The sequence below is a fragment of the Bacillus sp. 7884-1 genome (assembly GCF_002272245.1).
Classification (GTDB): domain Bacteria; phylum Bacillota; class Bacilli; order Bacillales; family Cytobacillaceae; genus Neobacillus.
Genome location: NZ_NPDD01000109.1, coordinates 1 through 15135, shown reverse-complemented (window position 1 = coordinate 15135; position 15135 = coordinate 1). Strand labels below are relative to the sequence as shown.

The window sequence follows — 15135 nt, the reverse complement described above, 5'->3', positions numbered from 1 at the left end:
TGCAGCTAGACAGATATAGATAGGGGAGGGGAACTGAAAATGAGTACGGACGCTAAGAGGTTATCTAAAGGTCTTCCAAAGGTAGGCATGGTTGAAAAAATAATGCCTCACGCAGAACTTATTGCTGCAGGATTAAGCGGTGTTTTCATTGCTGCGGGATGGATTACCGACAAAATAGGGGATCATGTTGCTTCAATTATCTTTTATTTATTGGCTTTTGTCATTGGCGGCTTCGCCAAAGCCAAGGAAGGAATAGAAGCTACCTATGAAAACAAACAGCTAAACGTTGAAATGTTGATGATCTTTGCTGCGATTGGTTCTGCAATTATCGGCTATTGGACAGAAGGCGCCATTTTGATTTTTATATTTGCTGTTAGTGGTGCATTAGAAACCTATACCATGAACAAGAGTCACAAAGAGATTTCCTCGCTGATGAAGCTTCAGCCGGAAGAAGCTCTTCTAATTAATAATGGGATTGAAAGGCGTGTCCCCGTTTCCGAGCTAAAAGTTGGCGACCAGATTCTCGTAAAGCCTGGAGAAAGAATTCCATCAGATGGCATTATAAAGAATGGGTATACGAACATTGATGAGGCTGCGATTACTGGGGAATCGATGCCTGTTTCGAAAGGCCTAGATAAGGAAGTATTTGCGGGGACGGTAAATTTAACAGGAGCCATCACCGTCCAAACAACAAAAACAAGTAATGAAACACTCTTTCATAAAATAATTGAACTTGTGCAATCTGCTCAAAGTGAAAAATCTCCTTCACAGCTGTTTATTGAACGCTTTGAAGGAACCTATGTAAAAACCGTATTAGCTGCTGTTTTATTGATGATGTTCCTCCCCTATTTCCTACTTGACTGGAGCTGGAACGAGTCGTTTTATCGAGCAATGATACTCTTAGTGGTCGCATCTCCTTGTGCACTGGTAGCCTCGATTATGCCTGCAACATTGTCTGCCATTTCAAATGGCGCAAAACGAGGTATTTTAGTCAAAGGCGGCGTGCATTTAGAGAACCTCAGCCACTTAGAAGCGATTGCCTTCGACAAAACTGGTACTCTTACAAAGGGAAAACCTGAAGTTACCGAAATAATTGTGAATGAAAACTTTGATAAGATGGAGCTTTTATGGAAGACAGCATCCATTGAAAATCAATCGAATCATCCACTAGCACAGTCCATCGTCAAGTATGTGAAAGAAAATCTTGAACGCGACCTTGTTCACCCTGAAAACCTTGAAGATGTTCCTGGGTGGGGCGTAAAGGCGGAAATAAATGGTGAACAGTGGAAAATAGGCAAAGCTGATTTTGTTGGAAAAGAGGGTGCTCTAACATTCGCTGCCGGGAAAGCAGCTGACCTAGCAAGCAAAGGCAATACACTTGTATTTGTGGAGGTAAACGATTGTTTAGCTGCGATGATTGCGTTAAAAGATGTTGTGAGACAAGAAACAAAGCTTGCCATCGACCATTTAAAGCAACAAGGTATTTTCACGGTCATGCTTACTGGTGATAGTGAGAAAACTGCTAAAGCAATTGCTGGGGAAAGTCATGTCGATCAATTTTTTGCTGAATGTCTACCTGAAGAAAAAGTGGAACAGCTCAAAAAATTAAAAGAAAGATACAAAACCATTGCGATGGTGGGAGATGGAATTAATGACGCTCCGGCATTGGCCATTGCAAATGTTGGTATTGCGATGGGTGAAGGGTCCGATGTTGCACTTGAAACAGCGGATGTGGTCTTAATGAAAAATGATTTACCAAAGATAGCTGAAGCCATTCATCTTTCACAACGGATGAATACGATTATTAAACAAAACGTTATCTTCTCCATCACCGTGATCATGATCTTAATTTCTTCCAACTTTTTTCAATTGCTGGATTTGCCATTTGGGGTAATTGGTCATGAAGGCAGTACTATTCTTGTCATTTTGAATAGTTTAAGACTGTTAAAAAATTAATGAACCGGGCTATCAAGCCCGGTTCTATTTAATGATATCCGTTGCTGCCGTTAGCAGAACCCGATGTTTTATTTCCTTTACTGCCTTTACCCTTTTGTTTTGTGCCGCCATCTTTTTTTGTTTGTTTAGTCATGGTGTGCCCCCCTATTCGTTGTCTGTTCCCCATCTATATTGTTTGCAATAAAGTATTTTTCATTATGAAAAATTTTAACAGTTAGTTTTATTCTTCTCACTATAGAAAGCATTTATCTCACCGCCGAGAATGATGATAAACCCCGATATGTATAACCAAATCAGTAAAACAATAATGGCTCCAATACTTCCATAGGTCAGTGAAAAGTTGTTAAACTTACTGACGTAGAAAGATAACGCATAGGAAGAAAGGATCCAGCCAACGGTTGCAAAACCGGCTCCAGGGAATGCACTTCTACAGCGTAATTTAACATTGGGAGCAATCCAATATAATCCAGTAAATATTAGAAATAATATAACAGCACTTATGACTAATCTTAACATTTCCCAAATACGGAGGAATTCCAGTTTAAAACCTAAGTAGGAGAAAAGAAATATTCCAATTTCCCTTCCGAATATCGGAAGTAAAACGGCAACAATAAAAACAAAAATCATCCCGATGGTCAGCACGATGGCCATTGCTCTAGAAACAATAAACGAACGACTTTCTTTCACATTGTAGGCTTTGTTAAAAGCTCTTACTAGAGCATGAATTCCATTAGATGCCGACCAAATGGTCCCAATTACACCGAATGAAAGTAAACCACCATTTCGATTATTCATGACATAATTTACATTCTTTTCAATTAACTCCATTGTCTGAGGAGGGGCAAAGTCTGCAATTCCCCCAAGTATATCGTGATGCTGAATGGGCAGATATGGCAATAATGTAAAAATGAAAATGAGGAGTGGAAAAAGTGAAAGAAGAAAGAAATAGGCAAGTTGTGCTGATAAACCTGGAATATCATCTTCTTCTATCCGGTGCCAAAGCAACCTTAACAAAGATCTACGAACATTCACTGCTTTCTCCATTTCTCACCTCTCCCTTCAACGGATCCAATTCATATTTGGTTACTTTTCTTTTGAGTCTTCTTCCACAACAACCTCTTTTAACAGCTCTTCTACGTCTGAATCCTCATGATTAGAAAAAGTACTCTTTGTCTCTTTAACAATTTCCTTTACTTGAGGAGTTAACTCTCGAAGTTCGTCCACTTTTCCCGTAATATAAGAAATGTCCTCGCTGACCTGCTCAATCGTGTTTCTAATTTTTTCAGCAGTCCCTTTAATATTTTCCGTTATTTCTCCAGGATGGCGAGCAATATAGGATACCTGCTCATACCCTTTTTTTACATTGACCTTCATATCCTGTCGTGTCTTTTTATCTAATAAACTTAGAGCTCCACCCACTAACGCTCCATAGAAAATGCCTTTTAAAAATAAATTTTTACTCATTTTTTTAACCTCTCCTTTCGGAATGTTTTTATCATTGTTTTCATCATTATGAAAAAAATACCAATATACTCCACTTTATATTTTGCTTTAAGCTTGCTGCCAAATGCAAGGATTGTCCATATTTTTATACATTATTTTTATTACCCATCAATAGACACCGTAAAACATGTTTAGATTGACATCTGCCATTGATAATGGAAAGATAAAGTTACGAATGCTGAAAGGGTGACAGGATGAATCTATCAGAAAAAACAACAGAAAATGTAGAGTTTATGATTGAACAAATTAAGGAAAAATTAAAGGTATTAAATCTCGGAGCCATAAAACCTTCACACTTTGATGAAGAAATGTATGAGGAATTAAAAGAAATTTATGAAATGGTTATTAAAAAACCATCTTTTAGCCCAAATGAAATGCAAGCCTTGGTAGAAGAGCTAGGAAATCTACGAAAAAATAAGTAAACAGATCTCAAGGAGATCTGTTTTTTATTTATCCTGTTCAGTTAAAATAATCGGTCCATCCTTAGTGATGGCAATGGTATGTTCATATTGAGCAGAAAATTTACCATCAATGGTCCTAGCTGTCCAGCCATTTGTATCCATTTTGGTTTGATACATGCCGACATTGACCATTGGCTCGATTGTAAACACCATTCCTTCTTTAATCCTTGGTCCTTTTCCTGGCAGTCCGTAATGTGGTACATCCGGTTTCTCATGAATGACAGCCCCAATTCCATGGCCAATAAAATCACGAACAACTGAAAAACCTTCTCCTTCTACATACGTTTGAATCGCGTGTCCGATATCTCCGATTCTATTACCAGGGACAGCCGCTGCAATTCCTTTATAAAGTGCCTCCTTCGTAACATTTAATAAATGTTTAGTCTCCTTTGAAACCTTCCCAACAGCATAGGACCATGCAGAATCCGCTAGCCCTCCGTTATAATTAACAACCATATCGATGGTGACTATGTCCCCTTCATTTAATGGCTCTTTTCTAGGAAAGCCATGGCATATTTCGTCATTAATACTGGCACAGGTAGCATACTTATATCCCTTATAGCCCTTTTGATGCGGGGTTGCCTTGTGTTTTTCAAGGAATTCATCTACAAACTGATCAATCTCCCAGGTTGTTACACCTGGTTTTATCATTTTTGCAATTTCTTTATGACAGGATGCAAGAATTTCTCCTGCTTTTCTCATCGCATCGATTTCCCGCTGTGATTTAAGAACAATCATCATCTTCCCAACCTTTTTTTATTATTTTTATGTATTTTTGCAGAATTGGAAACACTCTTTAATATTATCGTTAACAAACCATTATTTCAAAAAATTTATGCTATTTTGGAATATTTTCGTGGAAATCAGCCGTTCTTAATATGGAACTTTTCCATCTTTTCTGATAAAATTATTGTAGTAATAATAAATATTAGGTGTGTGAGCCCAATGATCGGTGATCGTGTTAAAAAACTTCGTTCAGAAAAAAAAATGTCATTATCAGAACTTGCTGAGCAAGCAGGAGTTGCTAAATCTTATTTAAGCTCTCTGGAAAGAAACCTGCAAAGGAATCCGTCAATTCAGTTCCTTGAAAAAATTTCTTCTGTATTAAACGTACCTGTTGAACATCTAATAAATGAACAGATAAACAAAGAAGAATTAGATAGTGATTGGATGAACATTGTAAAAGAGGCTATGGATTCTGGTGTATCGAAAGATCAATTTCGCGATTTTATTGAATTTAATAAGTGGCGAATCGGTCAGAATAATAATGAATAAAGAAAAGCGGAAGGCGCCCGCCTATCGGCGACAAGCATAAGACGAGCCGGCTGAAAGGTTGGTTTTTAACCTTTTGGACGGATTGGCTGTAGACCTGCGAGCCGATGTCGCCTGGAGCTGGGCAAGTAAAAGAACAAAGCATACTACCTTATTTTTGTAGTATGCTTTGTTCCTTTATGTATCTTACAAATTCTTTACTAGTACATCTCTAACTTCGTCTGATGAAGAAAATCAAGAATTGTTTCCTTCGAAATCCCTAAAGCTTTTGCTTCTACGATAAGAGCTAACCATTCTGCATCCATTCCATTCATCATACCATCCGTTATTGCCACGTTCATTCACCCCTAAAATACATATTCGTATTCCAGGTAGCCCGGCCATCATAGTAAAATATATACCTTAGATCCTCGGCTTTGCGTCTCCATTTTTCAATAGGTTTGCCTTTTTCTGTTTCATATTCCTTATAAATCATTGATTATTCAGTATATTTTGTAGACAACTCTTCCTACTTAATAATTCCTATGTTCATTATATATAGTACTTTTTTAGTATCGTGTTGTATTTTGTCAGAAATATTAATTTTTCGAACCATTTTTTTACACAAATTATTCCATTTTTCTACAAAAACTCCTTTGAATGATTCGCAAAATGTAGAAAGCTTTTCATCTTAATGGAAGTTTAATGGAAAATAAGGAATCTTACAGTCGAAATCGGGATATTTTCCCTAAGTAAAAACCATGTAATATAGGTTAAAATGGCTAGTGAAATTTGTCTATTTTGTGACAATTGACAATTATTGTTACCAACATTACAATATACTAAATATTATAAATATTCAAATAATAAAAGTGAGTTCAGTCGATGACAACCATTCATGTATTGAATTATGTAATTCCAATTGGCTTTTTAGTGTTTTTCGGTTTCCTTATTGACCGCATGTGCAGCCCTGTAAAGTCTGATGAAAAAGGGAGCGAGGAATAATTCACTAATCCTCCCCATCTTCACTAATAAATTTCCTTCGTTTGGGAATGATACATTCGTAGACGAAAGGAGTGTTTAATTTGGCACGTGGAGAACATTTTAATCACAAGAAGAAAGGTCATCCTGGAAATTTACCAAAGGATAACCAAACTGAAAGGCATTCAAAGGATGCTATTGGGGACGAAGAGTTCCTTGTAGTACGAGAAGCATTTAAGAATAGAGTTGAAACGGAAGACATAGAGTAAAAAGGCGTGAATTTTTCACGCCTTTTTTGCTTATTTTACATTATCAAATTTTTGAATGAGTTTCTTTAGGTCCCACTCTTTAAGACCTTCTGCAGCCCTCTCGATATCCTTTGAAAAGATTCGATCCTTCTTTATAGAAGGAACAAGCTCTCTCCCCTTCTCATATATCTTCTTTGTCTGGCATGCCATTTTCTCCACCCCGCGAATTTCAACCGCCTGCATAGCACAAATGAGTTCAATCGCCAGCACTCGTCTAGCATTCTGAATGATTTGATAGGCATGTCTAGAGGCAATGGTACCCATACTCACATGGTCTTCTTGATTTGCAGATGAGGGAATGGAATCAACGCTGGCTGGATGGGCAAGTGTTTTATTTTCAGATACTAACGACGCCGCAGCATATTGCATAATCATCGCACCTGACTGCAAACCAGGTTCAGGACTTAGGAAAGGCGGCAGATCGTTCAGCTGTGGGTTTACTAATCGCTCAATCCGTCTTTCAGATATATTGGCAAGCTCCGCAACTGCAATCTTCATAAAATCCATTGCGAAGGCAATTGGCTGACCATGAAAATTCCCTCCAGAAATAACCTTTTCTCCATCATCAAAAATGAGTGGATTGTCTGTAGCCGCATTCATTTCGATTTCTAATTTTTCCTTAACATAATCAAGTGCCTGCCACGATGCCCCGTGTACCTGAGGAATACATCTTAGGGAATAAGCGTCCTGAACACGATATTCTCCTTGAACTGTGGTTAATAAACTATCACTTAAATACCTGCGGATTCTCGCTGCCGTATCAATCTGCTGCTGGTAGCCCCTTGCTACATGAACTTCCTCAGCAAATGCATCAATGATTCCATTTAGCCCTTCCATTGTCATGGCTGCAATAAGCTCACTTTCAAATGCCAGCTGTTCAGCTTCAAGATAGCTGACAACCCCCATAGCTGTCATCGCCTGGGTTCCATTAATTAATGCAAGACCTTCTTTTGCCTCTAATGTTAGCGGCAGGATTCCTTCCATTTGAAGCGCATGGATTGATTCCATTCGATTTCCTTTGTAAAATACTTCACCTTCCCCTATCAGAACTAAAGCTAAATGGGAGAGAGGAGCCAAATCACCACTCGCACCCAATGAACCCTGCTGAGGAATGACCGGTATGATTTCTGTATTAACGAGTTCTAAAAGCTTCTCAATCAGTATTGGCCGAACGCCTGAATACCCTTTTAAAAGCGCATTCGCACGTAAAAGAACCATTGCTTTTGAAACAATTTCCGGAAAAGGATCTCCCACTCCACAAGCATGTGAGCGAATTAAATTAAGCTGTAAATCCCTGACGTGTTCTTTATCAATTAATACATCACTAAACTTCCCAAATCCCGTATTAATACCGTAAACTACTTTGCGCTCGGAAACGATTTTCTCTACCGCTTCACGGCTCTTTTTTACTACTTCCATACTTTTTTCCGAAGCAAAAACCTTCTCTTTTCGATATAAAACTTCTTTCATTTGATCCAATGTTAAACTTTGACCAGTTAGCATAATCACATTTCTCACCTCTACCACTTTAATAGAATAAAGAAAGAGGCTGGATTCCATCTCTCATTAGATTTGGAGTCCAGCCTCTTTTATTAACATATTCGAATAATATTTTGTTTTTGGATGTCTCATAGGTTATCAGTCCATTCAAATATTTTTATTCTAATAGTTATTGTATGTGATGAAAAGCTTGATTGTCAACATAATTGTCAGAATTTTAGCACGATAATACTTTAGCACAATAATACAAAAAAGTTGAAGTGCCTATCTAAACTTCTAGATGGACACTTCAACTTTTTTGATCATTTAATCAAATTTTATCCCTTTTAATAAGTCTGCAAAAGCATTATTAATCGGTTCAGCTTCTTTTTCTTGCTGTTTTAAATAATTCTGAACTGTACGTTTATCCACTTTTCCACCAGTTTCTTTCTTACGTCGTGCTTCAAAAGCAGATAGTTTCTCACGATATCCACATGCACATGCGAAGATTTGACCGTTACCTTCACCTCGAAGTTCCATTTTCTTTTTACATTGAGGACAGCGTGCGTTGGTTACACGTGAGACATTCTTTTTATGACCACATTCACGATCTTGGCAGACAAGCATTTTGCCTTTCTTGCCGTTTACTTCTAGCATTGGTTTTCCACAGTCTGGGCAAGATTTTGTGGAAATGTTGTCGTGCTTGTATTTTTTATCGCTTGCTTTAATTTCTGCCACGATTTTTTTTGTATGTTCTTTCATTTCATTTATGAACACATCTTTTTTTAGTTTCCCTTTAGCAATGAGCTCAAGTTTTTGTTCCCACTCAGCTGTTGTCGCTGGTGATTTTAATTCTCCTGGTACTAACTCTAGTAGTTGGCGACCTTTAGACGTGATATAGATTTCTTTTCCACCACGTTTTTCAATTAGGAATGAATTGAATAATTTCTCAATAATATCAGCACGAGTTGCAACTGTGCCAAGTCCACCAGTTGATTTTAACGTTTCTGCAAGCTTCTTATCGTTTGTTTCCATGTACTTCGTAGGGTTTTCCATAGCTGACAGAATAGTAGCCTCTGTAAAGCGTGCAGGAGGCTTTGTTTGACCTGATGTTTGTGCGATTAACTTTGTTATTAATACATCACCTTTTTCAAGACGAGGTAATAACTGCTCTTTTATATCATCAGTTGATTCTTCATCATCGAATCGGTTTTCGTACACTTCTTTCCACCCAGCATTAATAACCGATTTTCCTTTAGCAATGAATTTTTCATCACCAATTTTTGCTTGTACGGTTAACTGCTCGTATTCAAAGGCAGGGAATAATACAGCTAAGAAACGTTTTACGACAAGGTCATATATTTTACGTTCTTTATCTGTAAAGCTTGAGAAATTCACATAACCTTCAGTTGGAATAATGGCATGGTGATCAGTTACTTTCTTATCATCTACAAAGGCGTTTGTTGCTTTAATTGGCTTTGTTAACACTTTATTTGCAAGAGAACGATATTCACCTGCACCACACGCCCTTAAACGTTCTGGAAGCGTACTAACAATGTCTGAAGATAAATAACGTGAGTCTGTACGAGGATAGGTTAACACTTTATGCTGCTCGTACAGTTTTTGCATGATATTTAGGGTTTCTTTAGCTGAATAACCAAAGATTTTATTGGCATCACGTTGTAACTCTGTTAAATCATATAGAGCAGGTGAGAATGTTTTCTTTGCTTTACGGTCAATGGAAACAACAGTTGCATCTTTACGTCCAAGTGTTTTAACGATTGCATCGATTTTTTCTTTATTAAAGCTGCGACTATTACCATTCCTATCTTGCCACGTTAATTTAAGTCCATCTGTTTGAACTTCAATGCCATAATATGTTTGAGGTTTGAAGCTTTTTATTTCATCTTCCCGTGTTGCAACCATGGCAACTGTTGGTGTCTGTACACGACCACAGTTTAATTGAGCATTAAATTTAGTTGTTAATGCACGAGTTGCATTTAAACCGATGTACCAGTCTGCCTCCGAACGGGCTACTGCTGAAGCATATAAGTTTTCATAAGCCTTACCAGGCTTTAAGTTACTGAATCCATCTTTAATCGCTTTATCTGTTACAGAAGAAATCCACAGACGCTTGATTGGCTTATGAACGTTTGCTTTATCAATAATCCAACGTGCAACTAATTCTCCTTCTCTCCCTGCATCAGTAGCCACAATTATTTCATTCACATCACTACGGCTTAATTGTGTTTTTACAGTATTAAACTGCTTTCCAGTTTGTTTCATGACAACTAATTTCATGCGTTCTGGAAGCATAGGAAGATCTTCCAGGTTCCATGTTTTATATTTATTATCATATACCTCAGGATCTGCTAAAGTTACTAAATGTCCTAGCGCCCAAGTAACGATATAATTGTTTCCTTCTAAAAATCCATTGCCTTTCTTCGTACACTTTAATACATTTGCGATATCACGTGCAACGGAAGGTTTCTCAGCAATTACTATACTTTTTGCCATTTTTTAAGAACTCCTTTACTGACTATGTACCGTCTAATATACCATAGTTTCAGTGTGGGAAAAGTATAGACCTCTTATTTAGCCGTCAAAATAGACATTGCTTGCCTGGGAGACTAACTAAAGTAGTCTTTGTAAAGATTGGGATTAATTGACTAAGAAGGTGTACAGAAACTCCTGCTTTTTTCTTGTATTTTCCTATTTGAGGATAGTATGATGTATTAGCTATCATACATATTGGTTTTGGAGGTACTACATGAGGATTAGAGATTGGGATCCTAACTTAAAAGTTCGCTTATTTAGCGAAGCCATGATGAACATAACCTTTTGGATGTTCTTTCCGTTTTTGACAATCTATTTCGCTGAGGCGTTTGGCAAAAATAAAGCAGGATTTTTGTTGGTATTTTCACAGATTTTCTCAGTATTGGCCAATTTAATGGGTGGATATTGTGCCGATCGTTTTGGAAGGAAACGCATGATGGTTCTCTCAGCCTTTGGACAAGGACTTTCTTTTATAGCTTTTGCAATCGCAAGTTCTCCTTGGCTTGATTCTCCATGGGTAGGATTTATATCCTTCGCGATTGCTGGTGTATTTGGTTCGTTTTATTGGCCTGCCAGTCAAGCGATGGTCGCTGATGTCGTTGAAGAAAAAGATCGAAGCAATGTATTTGCCATTTTCTATACTTCCATTAATATCGCAGTAGTAATAGGTCCTATTTTAGGGGCAATTTTTTATGTAAATTATCGTTTTGAAACTTTACTCTTTGCAGGTATTGTTTGTATTTTACTTGGCTTAATATTAGCAAAGTTTACGCGGGAAACAGCACCAATACAAAAAATCAACCCCTTGGAAGCGGAAGGAAAATGGTACTTTTTCTTACAGAATCAGTTAAAGGACTACACATTAATCATAAAAGATAAGACCTTTTTGCTTTTTATTATTGCAGGCGTCTTAGCGGGTCAAACTTTTATGCAATTGGATTTATTATTTCCTGTTTATATGAAAGACGTAATCGATTCGCAGACTCTATTTTCTATCGGAGACTGGTCATTCACCGTTAAGGGTGAGCAAGCCTTTGGAATTGTGCTTGCAGAAAATGGCTTCCTCGTTGCATTACTAACGGTCGTGATTACTAAATGGATGGGTAAATATAAGGAACGGAATGTATTTGTTCTTTCATCTATCATATATGCCATTTCCATTGTACTTTTTAGTCAGACTCATTGGATTTGGGGATTTATCATTGCAATGGCTGTCTTTACCTTTGCAGAGTTAATGGGAGCTGGAATTCAACAAAGCTTTGTCTCCAAGCTTGCACCCGAGCATATGAGAGGGCAATATTTTGCTGCTGCCAGCTTGAGATTCACAATCAGCCGCACCATCGCTCCATTATCAATCCCTTTGACCGTTTTGATAGGGTATGAGTGGACATTTTTTGTACTTTCCCTGCTGGCACTTGCAAGTGCAGGATTGTATTGGCTAATGTTTCATTCATTTGAAAAGAAAACAGCATTGGATCCTAGTTAGGATCCTTTTTTATTGACTGTGGTAAAGTAGTCTGTTGATTTCCACTCTAGGCACTTCGCTTTCCGCGGGCGGTTCGGGAAGCCTCCTCGGCGCTTAAGCTCCTGCGGGGTCTCCCCTGCCCCGTCCTCCCGCAGGACATTGAATTTCACATCCACGAATCCACCCACGCACGAAGAAAATGCGATAGCATTTTCGAGGAGTCTCGTGCCTTCCGTTCCAATCAACAGAGTGCCAAAATCAAAGACTAGCATTCACAGCTTATGTTCAAAAATTCGTCAATAAATTGTACTAAAATGTTCACATTTTACTGGTTTACTATTATAATTAATATGTAACCGTTTTCTATTATAAGGATGGTGGTATTGATGGAATTATCCCAATTTATGTCCCCCACTTCATGGTCCGGTATTATTACATTTTTAGTATTATTTTCTGCGGGTGTATATTTTAATATAAAAGTATACGGCAGTAAATTAGAGTAGAAAGTTCATCCCTACTTATTTTTTTGCTTAGATTTGAGCTCTATAGCCTTTCTACTGTTATCAGTTTCTTTTTAACATGAAAAAGGCTAAAATATATAAGGAAGATTCTGAAAAGGGAGACTAAAATATGAGTGAATTTCAAAAGAACCTTGAGAAATATGCTGAGCTAGCTGTTAAAGTTGGAGTTAATATTCAGAAGGGTCAAACATTAGTAGTGAACACGACCTTAGATTCTGCAGAATTTGTCCGCCAGGTTGTTAAAAAAGCCTATGAAGCAGGCGCACATAACGTTGTAGTTAACTGGAACGACGATGTGGTATCCAGAACAAAATACGAATTAGCACCAGATGAAGCTTTTACTACATACCCTGCCTTACGTGCAAAAGAACAAGAGGAATTCGTTGAACAAGGTGCCGCCTTTATGGCCATTGTTTCTTCTAGCCCTGACTTACTAAAAGGAGTAAATCCCGAGCGTATCTCTAACTTCCAAAAAGCCGCTGGAACCGCTTTGTCTAAATATCGTCAAGCCGTTCAATCTGACAAAGTCAGCTGGACCGTTATTGCTGCACCATCTCCTGCATGGGCTGCTAAAGTCTTTCCAGATGCACCGAGCGACCAACAAGTTTCCTTACTGTGGGATGCCATCTTTAAAGCCGTTCGTGTGGATACTGATAATCCAGTGGAAGCTTGGAAAAAGCATGATCAAACACTGCATGAAAAGGTTAACTACTTAAATGAAAGACATTATCAAAAGCTTCACTATACTGCACCAGGAACAGACTTAACCATCGAACTACCGCATAATCATCTTTGGGTTGGAGCTGGCAGTGTAAATGAAAATGGTTTTGAATTTATGGCTAATATGCCGACTGAAGAAGTCTTCACCGTTCCTCATCGTGAGGGTGTAAATGGTACGGTTGCAAGCACAAAGCCATTAAGCTACGGCGGAAATATTATCGACCGGTTCTCTGTTACCTTTGAAAACGGAAGAATTGTTGGTTATAAGGCTGAAGAAGGTGAGGAGTTCCTAAAGCGTTTAGTTGAAACGGATGAAGGCTCTCATTATCTTGGTGAAGTAGCACTCGTTCCTTTCAACTCACCAATTTCACAATCTAATGTCCTATTTTATAATACTTTGTTCGATGAAAATGCTTCAAACCACTTAGCCATCGGAAGCGCTTATGCGTTCTGTATTGAAGGCGGCAAGAAAATGTCTTCTGAAGAATTGAAGGAGAATGGACTCAATGATAGTATTACTCACGTTGATTTCATGATTGGCTCGGATGAAATGGACATTGATGGCATTAAAGCGGATGGAACAAGCGAACCGGTATTTAGAAAAGGCAATTGGGCATTTTAAATGGTATAATAAATGGAGCAGCTCCTTAATAGGAAGCTGCTTTTTACTTTAATTAATTCGGAGGTTAAAATTATGTTAAATGAATTTAAGAAGTTTGCCATGAGAGGTAATGTAATTGATCTTGCAGTCGGTGTTATAATTGGCGGAGCTTTCGGAAAAATCGTATCCTCTCTAGTTGCGGATATTATTATGCCAATCATTGCAATGATTATAGGAAAAGTAAATGTTTCTGAATTGGCTTATGGTTCAGTCAAATATGGAGTATTTATCCAGTCGATTATTGATTTCTTAATCATCGCTTTTTCTATTTTTATGTTTATAAAATTCCTTTCTCGTTTTAAAAAGAAGGAAGAAGAAGTTAAAGTGGTGGTTCAAATTGATAAAAAAGAAGAGCTTCTTGCTGAGATACGAGATTTATTGAGAGTTGAAAAAGATTTTTCTAAATAAAATGAAACATCTTGACCTTTTCTTCGTATATTCTATATATAAATACACTTGAGGTGAAGAAAATTGTATACACAAACATCTACTGAATTTATGCCATCAGTCATTAGGACATTTGCTCTTTCACTTGCCATCGCCTTTGTTGGAACCATGGCAGGTACCTTTGTACCGCCGGCATTATTTTTACCATTAGCTATCCTTGAATTTGTTTTATTGATGATTGCCTTTTTCTTTAGACGAAAAAAAGCCATTTCTTATACGTTCCTTTATATCTTTACATTTATTTCAGGAATTACCTTATATCCGATTGTTTCCTATTATGCCATGACCGCTGGAGCAAATGTAGTCTTGATGGCTTTTGGAAGTACCACTGTCGTGTTTACTGGAGTAGCCATTTATGCAACAGTATCCAAACGAAATTTCTCCTTTTTAGGCGGATTCTTGTTAGCAGCCTTACTTGCTTTAGTTGCTGTTTCTATTTTTAATATTTTCATGCCGCTTAGCTCAACTGGTATGCTCGCATTCTCTTTCATTGGCGTATTGGTCTTTAGTGGTTATGTATTGTATGATTTCAACCGTATGAAGCATTATGGGGTAAGTGCTGAAGAAGTTCCATTGATGGCATTAAACCTATACTTAGATTTTATCAATCTGTTCGTAAGTATCTTACGTATCTTCGGAATTCTTTCAAGTAAAGATTAAACAGCAAAAGCCGGGAGCTTCCCGGCTTTTTGTATATACTTTACTAGTAGAAGGTAGAACTTGGTAAGTTCAAATTGTTACGAGGACAAATGATTCGTCTATTTTCCATTCAGGCTAAAAATTGGGATCATCTGTAACGAGAGGGCTCTCCTGATTCCCGTCCAGA

The 15135-nt window shown here is 37.7% G+C and carries 14 protein-coding genes and 1 riboswitch; of the genes, 8 read left to right on the top strand and 6 right to left on the bottom strand.

The window, feature by feature from the left end; all coding sequences use genetic code 11:
- Positions 1 to 39 precede the first annotated feature (39 nt).
- Positions 40 to 1956: a heavy metal translocating P-type ATPase gene (locus CHI06_RS13635; RefSeq protein ID WP_095249104.1), complete on the top strand. Its 1917-nt coding sequence runs from the start codon at positions 40 to 42 to the stop codon at positions 1954 to 1956.
- A 207-nt stretch (positions 1957 to 2163) separates the two neighbouring features.
- Here the strand turns inward: CHI06_RS13635 and CHI06_RS13630 are convergent, their stop codons facing one another.
- Both CHI06_RS13630 and CHI06_RS13625 read right to left on the bottom strand, forming a co-directional pair.
- Positions 2164 to 3000 carry a YihY/virulence factor BrkB family protein gene (locus tag CHI06_RS13630; RefSeq protein ID WP_095249103.1) on the bottom strand — a complete coding sequence of 279 codons (837 nt, stop codon included), beginning with the start codon at positions 2998 to 3000 and terminating at the stop codon, positions 2164 to 2166.
- 39 nt (positions 3001 to 3039) lie between these two features.
- Entirely contained in the window at positions 3040 to 3420 is a 381-nt protein-coding gene (locus tag CHI06_RS13625) for a YtxH domain-containing protein (protein ID WP_095249102.1), read from the bottom strand.
- 233 nt (positions 3421 to 3653) lie between these two features.
- Here CHI06_RS13625 and CHI06_RS13620 point away from each other — a divergent pair, with 233 nt between their 5' ends.
- Entirely contained in the window at positions 3654 to 3881 is a 228-nt protein-coding gene (locus tag CHI06_RS13620; RefSeq protein ID WP_045524415.1) for a DUF1128 domain-containing protein, read from the top strand.
- A 24-nt stretch (positions 3882 to 3905) separates the two neighbouring features.
- On the opposite strand, the gene map is transcribed toward CHI06_RS13620, so the two are convergent.
- Positions 3906 to 4658, bottom strand: a complete 753-nt coding sequence (gene map / locus CHI06_RS13615) for a type I methionyl aminopeptidase (protein WP_095249101.1) — start codon at positions 4656 to 4658, stop codon at positions 3906 to 3908.
- 207 nt (positions 4659 to 4865) lie between these two features.
- On the opposite strand from map, the gene CHI06_RS13610 reads away from it, so the two are divergent.
- Positions 4866 to 5195 carry a helix-turn-helix domain-containing protein gene (locus CHI06_RS13610; protein ID WP_095249100.1) on the top strand — a complete coding sequence of 110 codons (330 nt, stop codon included), beginning with the start codon at positions 4866 to 4868 and terminating at the stop codon, positions 5193 to 5195.
- A 197-nt stretch (positions 5196 to 5392) separates the two neighbouring features.
- Here the strand turns inward: CHI06_RS13610 and CHI06_RS13605 are convergent, their stop codons facing one another.
- Entirely contained in the window at positions 5393 to 5527 is a 135-nt protein-coding gene (locus CHI06_RS13605; RefSeq protein ID WP_257009284.1) for an anti-repressor SinI family protein, read from the bottom strand.
- 32 nt (positions 5528 to 5559) lie between these two features.
- Positions 5560 to 5647: riboswitch (cyclic di-GMP riboswitch) on the bottom strand.
- Between the two features lie 609 nt (positions 5648 to 6256).
- Between CHI06_RS13605 and CHI06_RS29760 the strand changes: the two genes are divergently transcribed.
- On the top strand, positions 6257 to 6421 hold the full coding sequence (locus tag CHI06_RS29760) for a hypothetical protein (protein ID WP_165979187.1): 165 nt from the start codon (positions 6257 to 6259) through the stop codon (positions 6419 to 6421).
- A 30-nt stretch (positions 6422 to 6451) separates the two neighbouring features.
- Here the strand turns inward: CHI06_RS29760 and hutH are convergent, their stop codons facing one another.
- Complete coding sequence (gene hutH / locus CHI06_RS13600; protein ID WP_179292615.1) at positions 6452 to 7969, bottom strand: histidine ammonia-lyase; 1518 nt, start codon at positions 7967 to 7969, stop codon at positions 6452 to 6454.
- Between the two features lie 297 nt (positions 7970 to 8266).
- Complete coding sequence (locus CHI06_RS13595; RefSeq protein WP_095249097.1) at positions 8267 to 10456, bottom strand: DNA topoisomerase III; 2190 nt, start codon at positions 10454 to 10456, stop codon at positions 8267 to 8269.
- Positions 10457 to 10709: 253 nt separating this feature from the next.
- Here CHI06_RS13595 and CHI06_RS13590 point away from each other — a divergent pair, with 253 nt between their 5' ends.
- The 4 genes from CHI06_RS13590 (at position 10710) to CHI06_RS13575 (ending at position 14969) form a co-directional block, all read left to right on the top strand.
- Positions 10710 to 11981, top strand: coding sequence for an MDR family MFS transporter (locus CHI06_RS13590; protein ID WP_095249096.1), 1272 nt, complete (start codon positions 10710 to 10712; stop codon positions 11979 to 11981).
- A 609-nt stretch (positions 11982 to 12590) separates the two neighbouring features.
- Positions 12591 to 13823 carry an aminopeptidase gene (locus CHI06_RS13585; RefSeq protein WP_095249095.1) on the top strand — a complete coding sequence of 411 codons (1233 nt, stop codon included), beginning with the start codon at positions 12591 to 12593 and terminating at the stop codon, positions 13821 to 13823.
- A 72-nt stretch (positions 13824 to 13895) separates the two neighbouring features.
- Positions 13896 to 14270: a large conductance mechanosensitive channel protein MscL gene (gene mscL, locus CHI06_RS13580; RefSeq protein ID WP_095249094.1), complete on the top strand. Its 375-nt coding sequence runs from the start codon at positions 13896 to 13898 to the stop codon at positions 14268 to 14270.
- A gap of 90 nt (positions 14271 to 14360) precedes the next feature.
- A complete protein-coding gene (locus tag CHI06_RS13575; RefSeq protein ID WP_095249105.1) occupies positions 14361 to 14969 on the top strand; it encodes a Bax inhibitor-1/YccA family protein in 609 nt (202 codons plus the stop codon).
- The last annotated feature ends 166 nt before the right edge of the window (positions 14970 to 15135 follow it).

Coding starts and splice junctions, on each gene's coding strand:
- CHI06_RS13620 (WP_045524415.1), top strand. CDS start 3,654: ATGAATCTATCAGAAAAAACAACAGAAAATGTAGAGTTTATGATTGAA.
- CHI06_RS13575 (WP_095249105.1), top strand. CDS start 14,361: ATGCCATCAGTCATTAGGACATTTGCTCTTTCACTTGCCATCGCCTTT.
- mscL (WP_095249094.1), top strand. CDS start 13,896: ATGTTAAATGAATTTAAGAAGTTTGCCATGAGAGGTAATGTAATTGAT.
- CHI06_RS13630 (WP_095249103.1), bottom strand. CDS start 3,000: ATGGAGAAAGCAGTGAATGTTCGTAGATCTTTGTTAAGGTTGCTTTGG.
- CHI06_RS13595 (WP_095249097.1), bottom strand. CDS start 10,456: ATGGCAAAAAGTATAGTAATTGCTGAGAAACCTTCCGTTGCACGTGAT.
- CHI06_RS13610 (WP_095249100.1), top strand. CDS start 4,866: ATGATCGGTGATCGTGTTAAAAAACTTCGTTCAGAAAAAAAAATGTCA.
- CHI06_RS13590 (WP_095249096.1), top strand. CDS start 10,710: ATGAGGATTAGAGATTGGGATCCTAACTTAAAAGTTCGCTTATTTAGC.
- CHI06_RS13585 (WP_095249095.1), top strand. CDS start 12,591: ATGAGTGAATTTCAAAAGAACCTTGAGAAATATGCTGAGCTAGCTGTT.
- map (WP_095249101.1), bottom strand. CDS start 4,658: ATGATTGTTCTTAAATCACAGCGGGAAATCGATGCGATGAGAAAAGCA.
- CHI06_RS13625 (WP_095249102.1), bottom strand. CDS start 3,420: ATGAGTAAAAATTTATTTTTAAAAGGCATTTTCTATGGAGCGTTAGTG.
- CHI06_RS13635 (WP_095249104.1), top strand. CDS start 40: ATGAGTACGGACGCTAAGAGGTTATCTAAAGGTCTTCCAAAGGTAGGC.